Below are 15,989 nucleotides of genomic sequence, written 5' to 3'. Positions count from 1 at the left end.
ATACGTCGTTACGCACCTGGTCGCGCACGTGGTCACGTATGTCGTCCTGGCACCGGCCGCTGGTGCTGTTCGCGGCCGTGATGGCGGTGACGGCGGTGGTGTCGGCGGTGGGGGTCCTGGTCGACGACCGGATCCTGGTGGGAGCGCCGATCTGGGCCAAGCCGTTCAAGTTCGCGGTGTCGTTCGTGGCGTACTGCCTCTCCCTCGCCTGGATGCTGTCGCTCCTGCCCCGCGGCAGGCGCGTGGCCTGGTGGGCGGGGACCGTCGTCGCGCTGGCCAGCCTGGTCGAGATGGTGATCATCGTCGGGCAGGTCGTGCGCGGTAAGCGCAGCCACTTCAACCAGGCGACGCCGTTCGACGAGGCGCTCTTCAGCGCGATGGGCGCCACGGTCGTCGTCCTCTGGGCCGGCACGCTCGTGGTCGCGGTGCTGCTGCTCCGGGCCCGTATCGCCGACCGGGCGTCCGCGTGGGCCGTGCGCTGCGGGATCCTCCTGGCGCTGACCGGGGCGGCCGTCGGCTTCCTGATGACCCGGCCGACGCCGGGCCAGCGGCGGGGCGTCTCCGAGGTGGTCGGCGCGCACAGCGTGGGTGTGCCGGACGGGGGCCCCTCGATGCCGCTGACCGGCTGGTCCACCACCGGCGGCGATCTGCGGATCCCGCACTTCTTCGGCATGCACGCCCTGCAACTCCTCCCGCTGCTCGTCATGGTGCTCGGCCTCCTGGCCCCGCGGTTCGCCCGCCTGTCCGACGACCGGGTGCGGCTGCGCCTCGTCCTGCTCGCCTCGGGGACGTACGCCGCCGTGTTCGCACTGCTCCTCTGGCAGGCCCTGCGCGGTCAGCCGCTGACCGGCCCGGACGCGGCGACGCTCGGGGCGGCGGGCGCGATCCTGCCGGCCGTCGCCCTCGGTACGTACGTCGCCCTACGGCCGTCCCCGCCGCCCGGGGCCACCGACCCGGCAGCCGCTCCCGCCCCGAAGGACCTCGTGCCATGACCGGATTCCTCTTCGAACTGTCCTTCCTGCTGGCCGCGCCCGTCTGGCTGCTCATGATCCTCGCGCCGGGGTGGGGGCCGACCGCCCGCATCGCCGCGTCACCGCTGACCGCGGTGCCGGTCCTGCTCGTCTATCTCGCCCTCGCGATCCCGGTCTTCCCCGACCTCTGGAACGCGGTCAGCAGCCCCGACCTCGACACCTTCCGCGACCTGACCGCCCTCCCCGACGGCGCCGGAGCCGTCTGGGCCCAGGTCATCGCCTGGGACCTGCTGATCGGCCAGTGGATGTACCGGGAGGGCCGACGCCTGGGCCTCTCCCCTCTGCTGATGGGGCCGCTGCTGGTCTTCACGGTGCTGCTGTCGCCGATCGGGTTTCTGGGCTTCCTGGGGGTGCGGGCGGTGCGGGAGCGGCGGACCGGGGGGAGGGGTTTGAGCGACGGGGTGGTGGCTGGTCAGGCCCTCCCTGGTCAGGCCCGGAGATAGGCCAGTACCGCCAGCACACGGCGGTGGTCGTCGGGGGCCGACGGGGGGAGGTCGAGTTTCTGGAGGATGCTCGCGATGTGCTTCGCGACGGCGGCGTCCGTGACGACGAGGCGGCGGGCGATCGCCGCGTTGGAGCGGCCCTCGGCCATGAGGGCGAGGACCTCGCGCTCGCGGGGCGTGAGCTGGTCCAGCGGATCGCGGCGGCGGGCGAGGAGCTGGCGTACGACGTCGGGGTCGACGACCGTCGCCCCGGCGGCCACGCGGGTGACGGCGTCGGCGAACTCCTCGACGTCACCGATGCGTTCCTTGAGGAGGTAGCCCGTCCCGACGCCGGCGCGGCGGTCGTCCAGGAGCTCGTCGGCGAAGGTCTGCTCCACGTACTGGCTGAGGACGAGGACCGCCAGGCCGGGCTGCTCGGCCTGGAGCAGCCGGGCCGAGCGCAGCCCTTCGTCCGTCTGGCCGGGTGGCATCCGCACGTCGGTGATCACCAGGTCCGGCCGGTGCTGCCGGGCGGCGGCGAGCAGTGCGGGGCCGTCGCCCACGGCGGCGAGGACGCGGTGGCCGAAGCGCTCCAGCAGATGGACGAGGCCTTCGCGCAGGAGGACGGCGTCCTCCGCGATGACTATGCGGAGGGATGGCCGCACGGGATCTCCGCCCTGAGGAGTGTGGGCCCGCCGGGCGGGCTGGACAGGAGCATTCTGCCGTCGGCGGCGGCGATGCGGTCGGCGAGACCGATGAGGCCCGTACCGCGGGCGGGGTCGGCGGCACCGGAGCCGTTGTCCTCGATGTCGAGGCGGAGCACACCGCCCTCGCAGCGGGCGGTGACGCGGCAGCGGTCGGCGCCGCTGTGCCGGGCGATGTTGGTGAGGGCCTCGGCGGTCACGTAGTACGCCGTCTGCTCGACGGTGGCCGGGAGGCGGCCGGGAAGGTCGAGGTCGAGGTCGGCGGGGACCGGGCAGCGTCCGGCGATGTCCCGTGCGGCGGCGGGCAGTCCACGTTCCGTGAGGATCTGCGGATGGATGCCCCGGATCAGTTCACGCAGCTCGGTGAGCGCCTCCTTGGCGAGGGCGTGGGCCTCGCCGACCTGTCGCGCCGCCGCGCTGCCGGGCGGCAGATCGAGGCCGGCGAGGCCCAGCTTCACGGTGAGGGCGACGAGGCGCTGCTGGGCACCGTCGTGCAGGTCACGCTCGATACGGCGGCGTTCGGTCTCGAAGGCGTCGACGAGACGGGCCCGGGACCGTACGACCTCGCGCAGTTCACGGTCCTGCGGGAAGAGCACGGCCCGGGACACGGCGGCGCGGACACCGGCCCACGCGGCGACGGGGTAGGCCGCCACGGGCAGCAGCAGCGCGCCCGCGACGGGACCGGCCACGGCCTGCCAGGACGTGGCGGTGGGCTGGAAGGGCGCGAGGAGCAGGAAGCCCGGGATGCCGAGCGAGACCAGGACGACACCGAGGTCCATCCAGCCGACCGCCAGGACCGACACGACGCCGTAGCCGACGGCCCGTGCACCGCCCGGGGCCTCCGGCCGTTCGCCCGCGTCGACGAGAGCGAGTCGGCGCCGCTCCAGGGGACCCGCGAGGGCGGCGGCGAAGAGCAGCACGGCCCCCGCGCAGAGCACCCTGGCGACCGTACCGAGGGGCGCGCCGAACAGTCCGCCGACGCCGACGTAGACGCCGGTCGCGAACACCCCGCCGGACAGCAGGAACCCCAGCGCGCGCCACGGCCAGGCGGTGCGGAGGAAGCCCAACGGGCTGCGGGTGAGGGCCTCCAGGACAGTTCGGGGGGTGGTCACGCGGTCGACCGTAGCGGCGGCTGGGCGGCGCGGGCAGTAGTGCCAGGTGGAGTATCGGCTCTCGCCCCTGCGGCAATGCGCCGGGCGGTGCGGCCGTCGTTGCCTTGACGGCATGACCACCACCGACACGACCACAAGACACGGCACTTCGACCGCGCCGCCCGTCCGGCTCCGGTCGCTGACCAAGCGCTACGGCACCGGTGAACGCGCCGTCACCGCGCTCGACGACGTGACCCTCGACTTCGCGGCCGGGACGATGACGGCCGTCATGGGCCCCTCCGGCTCCGGCAAGTCCACCCTGCTGCACTGCGCGGCGGGCATCGACCGGCCGAGCGCGGGAGAGGTGCTGATCGGCGGTACGGAACTGGGCGGGCTGGACGAGAACGCGCTGACGGTGCTGCGCCGGGAGCGGGTCGGTTTCGTCTTCCAGGCGTTCAACCTGGTGTCGGCCCTGACCGCCGCGCAGAACGTCGAACTGCCCCTGCGGCTGGCCGGTTCACGCCCGGCGGCGGACGAGGTGCGCGCGGCCCTCGCCGCCGTCGGGCTCGCGGACCGTCAGGGGCACCGGCCGAGCGAGTTGTCCGGGGGCCAGCAGCAGCGTGTCGCGATCGCGCGAGCGATGATCGCCCGGCCCGCGGTCCTCTTCGCGGACGAGCCGACCGGCGCGCTGGACAGCGGTGCCTCGCGGATCGTGCTGCGGCTGCTGCGGGACCTGGTGGACGGCCGTGGCCAGACGGTCGTGATGGTGACGCACGACCCGGCCGCGGCGGCGTACGCGGACCGGGTGCTGCTGCTGGCCGACGGCCGGCTCGCGGACGAACTGCCGGGCGCCGAGGGCGCCGAGGCCATCGCGGCGCGCACGGCCGCCCTGGAGGTGCGGCCGTGATCGGTCTGGCGACGGTGAGGGAGAGGTGGACCTCCTTCCTGGGGTCCTTCGTGGCCGTGGCGCTGGGCGTCGCGGTCGTCACCATGAGCGCGCTGGTCCTGCTGTCGGACGGCACGGGTGTGCCGAGGCGGCTCGCGGGGGCTCCGGTGCTGGTGCAGAGCCCGGCCGGGGAACAGCCCGGCGGGGTGTTCACGGAGAACCCGCCGTGGGCACCGGAGCGTGCCGAGGAGCTGCGGCGCAAGCTCGCCGAACTGCCGGGAGTGGCCCACGCGGTGGCCGACCGCTCCTTCTACGCGCAGACGCCGGACAGCGAGCAGCGCAAGGGGGAGCGGCAGGGCCACCCTTGGTCGACCGCGGCGCTCGCCTCGTACGGCCTGAGCGCGGGCAGGCCGCCGGCCACGGCGGGCGAGATCGTCCTGGACGCGGCCCTCGGGCACCGCCCGGGCGAGCCGGTCACGGTGCTGACGGCGCGCGGGCCGCAGCGCTTCTCGGTGTCCGGGACGATGGACGGCCCCGGCTACTACGTCACCGACGCCCAGGCCGCCGAACTGGCGGGCGGAGTACGGGCCGTCGGCCTGGTCCTCGAACCCCGCACCGACACCGCACGGGTCGCGGACGCCGCGCGGCGCGTCACCGGCGGCGACGGCACGGTCCTGACCGGTGCCGCCCGGGACGCGCTCGCGCCGCGGCAGGACGAGATGACCCGCTGGATCGGCGGGCAGGTGCTCACCGCGATGGCGCTGCTCTCCGCGTTCGTCACCGTCTTCAACGTGTCCTCGACGTTCGCGTTCGCCGTCGCCCAGCGGCGCCGCGAGTTCGGCCTGCTGCGCACCATCGGCGCCACACCCCGGCAGGTGCGGCGGCTGGTGTACGGGGAGGCCCTGGTGGTGGGCGTCGCGGGCGCCGGGGCGGGGGCGGTCGCGGGCGTCGCGCTCGCCCCCGCGATGACCGGGCTGCTGATCGACGCGGGCTTCCAGCCGGCGGGGTTCGAGGTGAGCGTCCGCTGGTGGGTACCGGTCGCCGCCTGGGTCCTGGGCGTGGCGGTGGCACTCACCGGGGCCGGGTCCGCCTCGCGGCGGGCGTCCCGGGTGAAGCCGCTGGAGGCGATGCGGGAGGCGGCGGTGGACGGCCGGCCGATGACCCGCCGTCGGTGGATCACGGGGCTGGCGGCGACCGGCCTGGGCGCGGTCTGCTCGGTGGCTACGGCCTTCGCGGGGGCCGATGCCATGGTGCTGCTGGCCCTGGGCGCCGCCATGGGCCTGACCGCCGGACTGACCCTGCTCCTGCCGGCGTTGGCCGGGCCCTTGACCGGGCTGCTCACCCGGCCGCTCGCCCGGCGTCCCGGTGCGACCGCCCTGCTCGTACGCGAGAACATGACCACCGCCGTGCGCCGCACATCCGCCACGATCGCCCCGGTGCTGGCGACCGTCGCCTTCGCCGTGCTGATCACCGGCGCCGTGCAGACGACGCAGAGCGCCGACACCACGCGGCAGGCCGCGGCCGTTCGGGCCGAGGCGGCGGTCGTGCCCCGGGGGACACCGGGTCTGTCGGACGCCGCGGCCGCCCGGGTCGAGGGCCCGGCGCCGCTGTCGACGACGGTCTACGGCGGCGCGGGCAGGTCGGCTTTGTCGGCGGCCGGGGTGACGCCTGATGCCGAGCGGGCGTACGCGGTGCGGGCGCCACGGGGGAACACCGTCGTCGTCACCGCCGCGGTGGCCGCCGCGCACGGCTGGCGGGAGGGCCGTACCGCCGTCCTCACCTTCGAGGACGGCCGGGTCGGGCGCCTGCGCGTGACCGCCGTGGTGGACGACGCGATGCCGTACCAGGTCCTCCTGCCGCGCGAACTGGTACGCGCCCACGACCCGTCGGCGCTGGCGGACGTCGCCTACCGCACGGGTCCCGCACCTACCCCGCTGCCCGCCGGACTCGGGGCCGAGGAGGTGTCGGTGGCGGCGTACGCGGCATCCGACGACGCCGAGGAGGAACGGCTGGTGTGGCGCTTCACCCTGATCCTCGTCACCATCACGGCGGGCTACACCATGATCTCCGTGGCCTCCACCCTGCTGGCGGCCACCGCCGGCCGGACACGGGACCTCCGCGTCCTGCGCCTGTCGGGTGCCACACCGCGCCAGGTGCTGCTGACGCTCACGGCCGAGACCTGCTGCGTCGTCACCCTGGGAGCCGCCCTGGGACTGGTCGTGGCCGCCCCCGCCCTGCTCGGCACCGCCCACGGACTGCGCGAGCAACTGGGCCTGCCGGTCGAGTTGGCGGTGTCCTGGCCCTGGGTCACGAGGGTCGTCACCGGCTGCCTGCTGGCCGCGACGACGGCCACCGTGCTCCCGGCGAGCGCCGTGCTGCGGCGCATGCGCCGGGCCTGAAGGCGCCCCGGAAGCCCCGACAGCCATTGCCTCAGGGCGTGCTGAACCTCAACACGGCACCGTTCCTGTCGTGCGCGACGATCGTCGCCTTCAACGCGTCGCCGAACCCGGCCTCGCCGCCCGTGCCGCCGAGTTGTATCACCGTGCCGTCCGTCCGGAAGGTGACGTGCTCGTCGGCGACGGTGACATGGACCTTCGTCCCGTTCGCGGTGATGTCGGCCGTGGAGGTCACCAGGACCTCGCAGGCGCCGTCGGAGCAGGCGGCGAAGTTCTTGCCGTCCGCCGCCTCGGGCAAGGGGCCGGAGGGGTCGGGTGTGGAAGGGTCCGTATCGCCGGGCTGCCAGCCAGGGGCGCACTGGTCGGCCTTCCGGTAGGCGGCCGCGAGCCGTGGGTCCTTCTCGGCGAGTTCGGGCAGGTCCGGCTTCGGCGGGGTGAGGGTCTGCACCTGCTTGTCGACGTCCTCGGCACTCTCCGGGGCATCCTCGAGACCCACGGCCGGTGACACGGCTTCCAGCTTCGCCGCGACACCGTTCACCTTCTTCCGCAGGGCATCGAGCATCCGGTCGGCCGCGCGAACGCCCGACGGGCCGAGATCCTCCAGGTCGCTCCGCACACGGTCCACCGCCGACGGCGTGCCGGAGAGATAGCCGAGCGCCGTGGCCCCGGCGAGGAGATCCCCCTCGTCCTCGCCGCGGATCTCCTTCAGATCCGCGGCGCTCTCCGTCCGCAGATCCTTGAGGGCGACGGTCGACTCGCAGACCTCGCCGGCCCACTTCACCAATTCCTCGGAGGGCGGCGAAACCGGCGTGGCCGAGGCCGATTTCCTCCCTGCCGGACCGGCCGAACCGGTCAGTCCGTCCGTGTCGTCACCACCGCCGCCACCGCATCCCCCGACGGCCAGCACCAGCCCGGCGACCACGACCGCGACGCTCCCGCTCCTGCCCATGCGATGACCCCTCTCCCTGCCTCGGATGTTCGGCCCTGCGGTCCACCGCCCTGGACAACGCGACGGACGGCCGTCGGTGGTGGCCCCGTGTCACCTCACGGTGCCTCGGGGGCCCACGCCGCCACCAGCGCCAGCAGGCCCGGGAAGCGCGTGTCGAGGTCGGCCACACGGACGTGGCTGCGGCGTTCCAGGCCGTACTGGCGCTGGCGGGTGATGCCGGCCTCGCGCAGGGCCTTGAAGTGGTGGGTGAGGGAGGACTTGGGGCGTTCCAGGCCGAACCAGCCGCAGGAGTGGTCGAACGCCTCCGACTCCAGGAGCAGTTTGCGCACGATCGTCAGACGCAGCGGGTCGCTGAGCGCGCCCAGCACCGTCTCCAGACGCAGTTCCTCCACGGCCGGCTCGGGCAGCGGCTCCGGCAGCACCTTGATGGCCGGCACGTCGTGAGCCGTCGCGGACATGGGCAGCTCCCTGGCATCCGAATCGCTTGTACGAGTTTCATCGTACTGCATGCTAAGTTCGAGAAAACTCGTACTGAGTAGCCGGAGGGATCCACCATGTCCGAGAGTCAGGCCGCACCCCGTACCCCCACCTGGTGGGTGTGGCTGGCGGCGTGGCCGGTCACCGCCGTCTTCGTGCTGTCCAACGCGGCGACCCCGCTGTATGTGCTGTGGCAGCGCGACATCGGGTTCTCCAAGGGCACCCTGACCGTCGTCTTCGCGTCCTACATCGTCGGGCTGCTCGGCTCGCTGCTCGTCTCGGGTGTGGTCTCCGACCGGCTGGGCCGCAAGCCCGTGCTGCTGCCCGCCCTCGCCCTGGCGCTCGCCGCCTGCGCGATCTTCGCGACCGCCACGACGGTGACCGCGCTGATCATCGCCCGGCTTTTCACGGGTATCGCCGTCGGAGCCGTCGTGTCGGCCGGGATGGCCGCCGTGACGGATGTCGCGGGACCGGAACGCAAGCGGCTGGCGGCGCTGCTGGCCTCCTGCGCGATGGTCTTCGGCGCCGGGCTGGGCCCGCTGCTCGCCGGTCTGCTCTCCGAGACGCTGCCGGCGCCCACCGTGACCGTCTTCGCCGTCGAGGCGGTCCTGCTGGTCACGGCCGTCCTAGCCGTGCTGCGTATGCCGGTACGCCGCCCCTCCGTACGAGGGAAGGGTGCCTGGGTGCGCGTGCCCGGTGTGCCGCACGGCAACGGCATCCATCTCGCCCTGGGTATCGCGGTGTTCGCGCCCGGCATCACCGCCACGTCCTTCGTGCTGTCGCTCGGCCCCACCCTGCTGACCGAACTGCTCGGCACCACCAGCAGGATCGTCGCCGGAGCCATGGCGTTCGCGATGTTCCTCGCCGCCACCGGCGTCCAGTTCGCCGTGCGGAAGCTGCCCCGGCGCGCCATCCTGACCGCCGGGGCCGGAAGCACCGCCCTGAGCATGGCCGCGCTGATCGTCGCCGTGCACACCTCGTCGGTGGCCCTGCTCGTCGCCTCCGCGCTGCTCGCCGGGGCCGGTCAGGGCATGGGGCAGCTCGGCGGCCTCTCGCTGCTCAACTCCAGCGTCCCGCCGCGGCGGCTCGCCGAGGCCAACGCCGCGCTGAACGTGGGCGGTTACCTCCCCGCCGGTCTGCTGCCGGTGTCCACCGGCTATCTCATGGACGCCGTGGGTCTGCCCACCGGGGCGACCCTCTTCGGAACGGTCCTGATGGGCTTGGCCGTCATCGGCGGTTCGGTCGTCCTGTCCGGCCACGGCAGGGGATCCCGGGCCGGGATTCAGATATTCCGCAAGTGAATTATCGATGGAATATCGAGCCCCCTTTCCCTTCCGTCTCTGGAGAATCCCCCGCCCTCGAAAGGGAATTCGAGCAAGGTGAAATCCCGTCAACAAAGGCGATCGGCGTTTTCCGGACTTTACCCGTCGGTAAAAACACTAAATCGTTTCGTCATATCTACGATCGCCAGTTATGACCGACACTTCTCGGGACAGCTCCGCCACCCGTGCCCGCTGGCAGACCTGTCTCCGGCTCGCCCGTGAGCTTCTGCTCGTCGGGCCGGACGGCAAGGACCTCAAACTCGACTATCTGCACACCCTGATCGACACGGGCCGTCTCGGCCCCACGCAGCACCCGCGTAAGAAGATCCTCGTCGTCGGGGCCGGAATCGCCGGGCTCGTCGCGGGGCGATTGCTCAAGGACGCCGGCCACGAGGTCACGATTCTGGAGGCCAATGGCAGCCGGGTCGGCGGGCGGGTGAAGACGTTCCGGGCCACCAAGCACCATCAGCCCTTCGACGACCCGGCCCAGTACGCCGAGGCCGGTGCCATGCGGCTGCCGGACTTCCATCCGCTCGTCCTCGCGCTGGTCGACAAACTCGGGCTCGGCCGCCGCCAGTTCTACAACGTGGACGTGGACCCCGGCACGGGCAGCGGCCCCGATGTCCCTGTGCCACCGGTGTCGTACTCCTCCTTCACCGGCCGGACCTGGTCCTACGGCGACGGCAGCCCCGACTTCCGCGAGCCCGACAAGCGCGGCAATTCCTGGATCCGTACGAACCGGGTCCAGGTGCGGCGGTCCGAGTACGCCGCCGGGCCGGAGCGTGTCAATGAGGGCTTCCATCTCACCGGGGACGAAGTCCGTTCTCCTGTGGTGAAGATGGTCGATGATGCGCTGGAGGCCGTGCGGGACTATTACTCCGACCTCGTCGACGGCCGGCGCGTCAACAAGCCGTTCGAGGAGTGGGTCGAGGGCTGGGCGCGGGTGATCCGTGATTTCGACGGCTACTCGATGGGCGGCTTCCTGCGCGATCACGCCGGGCTCAGCGACGAGGCGATCGAGGCCGTCGGAACCCTGGAGAACATGTCCTCGCGGCTGCATCTCTCCTTCTTCCACAGCTTCCTGAGCCGCAGCGACATCAACCCGGGCGTCCGCTACTGGGAGATACCCGGCGGCAGCTGGCGCCTGCCGCACACCCTCCACCAGGGCCTGCGCGACGAGGTGCGGCTCGGTCACCGCATGATCCGCCTCGAGTATCACGACCCCAGCCGCGACACCGACCCCGAGGGCACCGGCGTCGTCGGGCCCGACGGCTGGGGCGTGGCCGTGCAGACCGTCGCCGAGGACGATCCACAGGGCCCGCCCCGCCTGTGGGCGGCGGACCTGGCGATCGTCACCGTCCCGTTCTCCGCCCTGCGCTTCGTGGAGATCGTCCCCTCGATGTCGTACAAGAAGCGCCGCGCGATCATCGAGACCCACTACGACCAGGCCACCAAGGTGCTGCTGGAGTTCAGCCACCGCTGGTGGGAGTTCACCGAGGACGACTGGCGCGAGGAACTGGACCGGATCTCGCCGGGGCTGTACGAGTACTACCGGCAGGGCGGCCAGGACGGCACCGGTCTGACGGTCGTGTCCGCGGACTCCGGGCCCAGCCTTGCCTTCGCCGGGCTGCTCGGGGTCGCCGTCAAGGACAGCGGCGTCACCGAGGAGATGCGGCAGCTCGACCGCGCCCTGCCACTGCGCGGGCCCGCCGTCCGGCCCGCCACGCACTGCTTCGGCGGTGGCTCCGCCGCCGACAACCCCAACCGGTTCATGTACTACCCCTCGCACCGGATCGAGGGCAGTACCGGCGGCGTCGTCCTCGCCTCCTACTGCTGGTCCGACGACGCCGCCCGCTGGGACTCCATGCGCGGCGCCGAGCGCTACGTCTACGCCCTGCGCAACCTCCAGGCCCTGCACGGCCGCCGTATCGAGGTGTTCTTCACCGGGCGGGGCGCCACCAAGAGCTGGGCCCGCGACCCGTACGCCTTCGGCGAGGCCGCCATCTACACCGCGCACCAGATGACCAGCTTCCATCTGGACGTCTCGCGGCCCGAGGGCCCGGTGCACTTCGCCGGGGAGCACACCTCCCTCAAGCACGCCTGGATCGAGGGCGCCCTCGAGAGCGCCGTACGGGCCGCGCTCGCCGTTCATCAGGCTCCGCCGGTCACCGTCCCGGGGGAGGGGGCATGACCGCGATCGACCGCGGGTGCACGGTCGCCCGCTATCTCGCCCTGCGGCTCGCCGAGTTGGGCATCACCCATCTGTTCGGCGTCCCCGGCAACCACCTCGGCCCGTTCCTGACCACCCTGCGGGACGAGGACGACATCGAGTGGGTCGGTACCCCCACCGAGGGCGGCGCGGGCCAGGCCGCCGACGCCTACGCCCGTATCCACGGCGTGGGTGCGGTCGCCGTCACCTACAGCGTGGGCGCGTTCAACCTGCTCAACGCCTGTGGCGGCGCCTACGTCGAGCAGGTCCCGCTGGTCGCCGTCAACGCCTCGCCGCCGTACGAGCAGTGGCAGAACTACCGTGCCGTCGGCCTGCTCACCTCGCACATGAGCCCGCGTGCGGAGAGCAACCTGGACGTCTACCGGCAGGTCACCGTGGACGCGCAGGTCGTCTCCCACCCGGGTCTCGCCCCCGGCCAGATCGACGCCGCGCTCACCGCGTGCCTCTCCGAGCGCCGCCCGGTCTACCTGGAGATCATGGAGGACCTCTGGGACGAGCCCTGCCCCGCGCCCGAGATACCGATCGTGCCCCGGGAGCGGCCGTTCAGCGCGCGCAACCAGACGATGCTGGACCACGCCGTGCAGGCGGTCCTCACCCTGGTCGAGGAACATCCGGGCCCGGACGGCAGGCCCCGCCCGATCGTGTGGGCCGGTGAGGAGATCGACCGGTTCCGCCTCGGCGAGCAGCTCACCGGCCTGGTGGAGGCCACGGGCGTGCCGTTCTGCACGACCGTCGGAGCCAAGGCCGTCGTCGACGAGGACCTGCCGCAGTTCCACGGCGTCTACAACGGCCCGGCCAGCCACCCCGATGTGCACCGCGTGTTCAAGGACTGGGCGACCTGCCGGATCGGGCTCGGCGCCTGGTCGACGTCGAAGAACCTCGGCGGCGAGCAGTCCGTCGGCGGCGACTGGGTGATGGCCGCGCTCGGCGGCGTCAGCGTCGGCACCTCCTACTTCCCCGACGTCCAGCTCCGCCATCTGCTGCCCGCCCTCCAGGACGCCCTGGTGAAGGCCTACGGCTCCGAGTGCCTGGCCGCCGACTACTACGCCGAGTCCTACGACCACCACGGCTCACCGGGCGACCGCCCCGCGGCCCTCGCACACCGCACCGCGGCCCTCGCACACCGCCCCGCGGCCCTCGCACAGCACCGCGCCTCCCTCCGTACCGCTGACACGCGATCCCACCGGCCGGACGGGCAACACCTCACCTACGACGGCGTCTTCGACCGGATCAACCACTTCCTGAACCACGACACCGGCGAGGACTGGACGGTCGTCTCGGACGCCGCGTTCTCCCTCATCGGCTCGATGAACCTGTCCCTGCCGGCGGGCGGATTCCTCTCGCAGGTCAGCTGGCTGTCCATCGGCTGGTCGGTCGGCGCGGCCACCGGCGCCGCGCTCGCCCCCGAGCGGGAGGACGCCCGCCCGATGGTCTTCGTCGGCGACGGCGCCTTCCAGGAGACCTGCCAGGAACTCTCCACCCACACCCGGCTCGGACTGCGCTCGGTGGTCTTCGTCATGGACAACGGCCACTTCTACGGCATCGAACAGATGCTGGTGCACCCGGAGTTCTACGCGGACCGCGACGGGGCCGAACCGGACTTCTACAACGTCCTCCACCCCTGGCACTACGACCGGCTCCCGGCCGTCTTCGCCGGCGGGAGGACCCCGGCGAACGGCGTCAGCGTCAGCCACACCGCGGACCTGGACGACCTCCTGGCCCGCCTCACCGACCCGGCCGACCCGCTCAACGCCGGACCGCTCCTGGTGCGCGTCCGGCTGCACCGGCACGACTACCCGCGGGCGATGGCCTACAAGGTTCCGCACCCGTAGAAACCGACACAGGGAGAGAAGAAATGGCTGATCTCAACGTCCTGATCGCGTTCGACGCGGCCACCATCGTCGAACGGAACCCCAACGCCTCCCGCAACCCCGACGCACCGACCCAGGTCGACCAGAGCCTGATCTACATGACGACCCGCCACGACCACATCGTCGGCACGTCGGGCGCCGAGCTGAACCTGCGGGCCGAACCCGGCGACACCGTCAAGTGGCGCGAGACGACCGTCTCACTGGGCAGCGACTACAAGGCCCTGCTCTACCGCTACGTCAGCAGCGACAGCCAGCACCAGCTCATCCGCACACCGGAGATCGAGGTGATCGACGGCATCTACCCGCTGCCGAAGGAGGGCAGCGAGGGCCGCCCGGAGTTCGACACCCAGCGCTACCAGGACCACTACTGGCGGACGACCGTCAAGCGGTCCGGCAAGGTCACCTACCACTTCTCCTTCCAGATCCTGGACCGCCACCGCCAGTTGAAGGGGTACTTCCAGTGGGACCCCTTCATCACCATCGAGGACGCCTGACGCCTCCCCGCCCGGTCAGCGGCGCCGCAGTGACGGGTCGAGCAGCGCGGGCGGGGTGTCGTGCTTCTCGTGCGGGGCCAGGTCGGTGCCGGGCGGGACGATCGCGTCGATCGCGTCGAGGACGTCGGCGGTGAGCACGGTGTCGGCGGCGGCGAGCTGCGCGGTGACGTGCTCCGGGGTGCGGGGGCCGATGAGCGCGCTGGTCACACCGGGGTGCGCGGTCACGAAGCCGAGCGCCAGCTGGATCATGGTCAGGCCGGCCTCGTCGGCGACCCCGGCGAGCCGCTCGACGGCGTCGAGCCTGGCCCGGTTGTGGGGGAGGGAGGTGTCGAAGCGCTCCGGCATGAACGCCGAGCGGTTCGTGGTGATGTCCCGGCCCTCGCGGACGGCGCCCGTCAGCCAGCCCGAGGCGAGCGGGCTCCACACCAGCACCCCGAGCCCGTACTCCTGTGTGACGGGCAGGACATGGGTCTCTGTCCCGCGCTGGAGGACCGAGTAGCCGGGCTGTTCGGTGACGTAGCGGCTCAAGTGCCGTTCGCGGGCGGCCCACTGGGCCTGCACGATGCGGTACGCGGGGAAGGTCGAGGAACCGAAGTACCGGATCTTCCCCGCGCGTTGCAGGTCGGTCAGGGCCGACAGGGTCTCCTCGTCGCCGGTGCGCGGGTCCCACCGGTGGATCTGGAACAGGTCGACGTGGTCGACCCCGAGGCGGCGCAGGCTGTCGTCCAGCGCGGTGACCAGCCAGCGGCGCGAGGCGCCCTGGTGGTTGCGCTCGTCGCTCATCGGCATGCTCGCCTTCGTGGCCAGCACGATGTCGTCGCGGCGGCCCGCGATGGCCTTGCCGACCATCTCCTCGGACTCGCCGCCGCTGTACCTGTCGGCGGTGTCGATGAGGTTGATCCCCGCCTCCAGGGCGGCGTCGACGAGGGCGGTGGCCTCGTCCTGGGTGGTGCGTCCGATCCGGCCGAAGTTCATCGCGCCGAGCGCGAGGGAGCTGACCTGTACGCCGGTGCGGCCCAGGGTGCGGTACTGCATGACCGTGTCTCCTCTGGCATCATGAATGAAGCGGAACGCTGTTCCGCTTACGACGATACGGAACGCTGTTCCGTTTCGGCAAGTGTGAGTTCCGATGAGGAGTGACGCGGTGAACGGCAGTGGCGAGGACGAAGGGCGCGCGGCCCCGTCCCGGCGGAAGGACGCCCGGCGCAACAAGGCGACGCTGCTCGACGCGGCCGCCGCGGTCTTCGTCACCTCGGGCGTGGAGGCGCCGGTACGTGACATCGCGGCCAGGGCCGGGGTCGGGGTGGGCACGATCTACCGGCACTTCCCCAACCGGGCGGACCTCATCATCGCCGTGTACCGGCATCAGGTCGACGCCTGTGCCGAGGCCGGTCCGGCCCTGCTGGCGAGCGCCGCGACCCCGCACGCCGCACTGCGGCAGTGGATCGACCTCTTCGTCGACTTCCTGGTGACCAAGCACGGCCTCGCCGCCGCCCTGCACTCCGACGACGCCGGCTTCGACGCGCTGCACGCCTACTTCATCGACCGACTCGTGCCAGTCTGCGCCGAGTTGCTCACCGCCTCGGCCGACGCGGGCGAGATCGACTCCGTCATCGAGGCGTACGAGCTGATGCGCGGCGTGGGCAACCTCTGCATCGGCGCGGACCACGACCCCCGCTACGACGCCCGCCGCTTGGTCGGCCTCCTCGTCACGGGGCTGCGCCGTCCGCGCTGACCCGCGGGGCGAGCGTCTAGCGCTTCTGTGCCCGGTAGCGCTTCATCAGCGCGGTGATCCGGGCCTGGTCCGCCTGCCCGTTGAGCTCGGTCAGAAGATCGTCGGGACACAGCTCGTAGAGGTCGCCCCACCAGCGCCGGCCCCGGTTGTCCCAGACGCGATAGCCCCCGGGCACACCCCTGGCGACGTAACGCCTCCTGGCCACGGTCCCCCCACTCTCGCGACGTCTGCGACGCGACCGTACGCACCCCGGGGGCGCGGGGCGAGCCGATATCCGGGGTCGCGCCCTCGACTCCCCCTGGCCGACTGTCCGGATTCGGTGTTTCTCCGGGGTGGTGTTGATGGCACCCTGGCGAGCACTTCGGAACAGGCCGGCAGAGC

15 protein-coding genes are annotated in these 15,989 nt (G+C 72.3%); 9 read left to right on the top strand and 6 right to left on the bottom strand.

Annotation, left to right across the window (positions count from 1 at the left end):
• Positions 1-80 precede the first annotated feature (80 nt).
• Positions 81-992, top strand: a complete 912-nt coding sequence (locus NNW99_RS17795) for a hypothetical protein (protein WP_215124329.1) — start codon at positions 81-83, stop codon at positions 990-992.
• The gene (locus NNW99_RS17790; RefSeq protein ID WP_215120132.1) at positions 989-1,474 is read left to right on the top strand and encodes an ABA4-like family protein; all 486 of its coding nucleotides are present in this window, start codon (positions 989-991) and stop codon (positions 1,472-1,474) included. The genes NNW99_RS17795 and NNW99_RS17790 overlap by 4 nt, the downstream gene beginning before the upstream one ends.
• Here the strand turns inward: NNW99_RS17790 and NNW99_RS17785 are convergent.
• On the bottom strand, positions 1,459-2,118 hold the full coding sequence (locus tag NNW99_RS17785) for a response regulator transcription factor (RefSeq protein WP_215120131.1): 660 nt from the start codon (positions 2,116-2,118) through the stop codon (positions 1,459-1,461). The two genes, NNW99_RS17790 and NNW99_RS17785, sit on opposite strands and share 16 nt — an antisense overlap.
• On the bottom strand, positions 2,097-3,224 hold the full coding sequence (locus tag NNW99_RS17780; RefSeq protein ID WP_251058110.1) for a sensor histidine kinase: 1,128 nt from the start codon (positions 3,222-3,224) through the stop codon (positions 2,097-2,099). The genes NNW99_RS17785 and NNW99_RS17780 overlap by 22 nt, the downstream gene beginning before the upstream one ends.
• A 157-nt stretch (positions 3,225-3,381) precedes the next feature.
• Here NNW99_RS17780 and NNW99_RS17775 point away from each other — a divergent pair, with 157 nt between their 5' ends.
• On the top strand, positions 3,382-4,155 hold the full coding sequence (locus NNW99_RS17775) for an ABC transporter ATP-binding protein (RefSeq protein WP_215120129.1): 774 nt from the start codon (positions 3,382-3,384) through the stop codon (positions 4,153-4,155).
• Positions 4,152-6,533 (top strand): ABC transporter permease, encoded by a 2,382-nt coding sequence (locus NNW99_RS17770; RefSeq protein ID WP_215120128.1) that lies wholly within the window; start codon positions 4,152-4,154, stop codon positions 6,531-6,533. Before NNW99_RS17775 ends, NNW99_RS17770 begins: the two co-directional genes overlap by 4 nt.
• Before the next feature lie 31 nt (positions 6,534-6,564).
• On the opposite strand, the gene NNW99_RS17765 is transcribed toward NNW99_RS17770, so the two are convergent.
• Together NNW99_RS17765 and NNW99_RS17760 are read right to left on the bottom strand one after the other, a co-directional pair.
• Complete coding sequence (locus NNW99_RS17765) at positions 6,565-7,479, bottom strand: hypothetical protein (RefSeq protein WP_215120127.1); 915 nt, start codon at positions 7,477-7,479, stop codon at positions 6,565-6,567.
• Positions 7,480-7,574: 95 nt separating this feature from the next.
• Complete coding sequence (locus tag NNW99_RS17760; RefSeq protein ID WP_215120126.1) at positions 7,575-7,937, bottom strand: helix-turn-helix transcriptional regulator; 363 nt, start codon at positions 7,935-7,937, stop codon at positions 7,575-7,577.
• A gap of 96 nt (positions 7,938-8,033) precedes the next feature.
• Between NNW99_RS17760 and NNW99_RS17755 the strand changes: the two genes are divergently transcribed.
• The 4 genes from NNW99_RS17755 (at position 8,034) to NNW99_RS17740 (ending at position 13,873) form a co-directional block, all read left to right on the top strand.
• Positions 8,034-9,257 carry an MFS transporter gene (locus NNW99_RS17755; RefSeq protein ID WP_215120125.1) on the top strand — a complete coding sequence of 408 codons (1,224 nt, stop codon included), beginning with the start codon at positions 8,034-8,036 and terminating at the stop codon, positions 9,255-9,257.
• Between the two features lie 172 nt (positions 9,258-9,429).
• A complete protein-coding gene (locus NNW99_RS17750; protein WP_215120124.1) occupies positions 9,430-11,469 on the top strand; it encodes an FAD-dependent oxidoreductase in 2,040 nt (679 codons plus the stop codon).
• A complete protein-coding gene (locus NNW99_RS17745; RefSeq protein ID WP_215120123.1) occupies positions 11,466-13,340 on the top strand; it encodes a thiamine pyrophosphate-binding protein in 1,875 nt (624 codons plus the stop codon). The genes NNW99_RS17750 and NNW99_RS17745 overlap by 4 nt, the downstream gene beginning before the upstream one ends.
• Positions 13,341-13,363: 23 nt before the next feature.
• Complete coding sequence (locus NNW99_RS17740; RefSeq protein WP_215120122.1) at positions 13,364-13,873, top strand: inclusion body family protein; 510 nt, start codon at positions 13,364-13,366, stop codon at positions 13,871-13,873.
• 15 nt (positions 13,874-13,888) lie between these two features.
• Here NNW99_RS17740 and NNW99_RS17735 read toward each other — a convergent pair whose 3' ends face one another.
• Positions 13,889-14,908, bottom strand: a complete 1,020-nt coding sequence (locus tag NNW99_RS17735) for an aldo/keto reductase (RefSeq protein WP_215120121.1) — start codon at positions 14,906-14,908, stop codon at positions 13,889-13,891.
• A gap of 94 nt (positions 14,909-15,002) precedes the next feature.
• Between NNW99_RS17735 and NNW99_RS17730 the strand changes: the two genes are divergently transcribed.
• Positions 15,003-15,608: a TetR/AcrR family transcriptional regulator gene (locus NNW99_RS17730; RefSeq protein WP_215120120.1), complete on the top strand. Its 606-nt coding sequence runs from the start codon at positions 15,003-15,005 to the stop codon at positions 15,606-15,608.
• A 16-nt stretch (positions 15,609-15,624) separates the two neighbouring features.
• On the opposite strand, the gene NNW99_RS17725 is transcribed toward NNW99_RS17730, so the two are convergent.
• Positions 15,625-15,813 (bottom strand): hypothetical protein, encoded by a 189-nt coding sequence (locus NNW99_RS17725; RefSeq protein ID WP_215120119.1) that lies wholly within the window; start codon positions 15,811-15,813, stop codon positions 15,625-15,627.
• Positions 15,814-15,989 lie beyond the last annotated feature (176 nt).

The organism is Streptomyces sp. CRCS-T-1 (genome assembly GCF_024442335.1).
Taxonomy (GTDB): Bacteria; Actinomycetota; Actinomycetes; order Streptomycetales; family Streptomycetaceae; genus Streptomyces; species Streptomyces koelreuteriae.
This window is presented reverse-complemented; position numbering and strand designations above follow the sequence as displayed.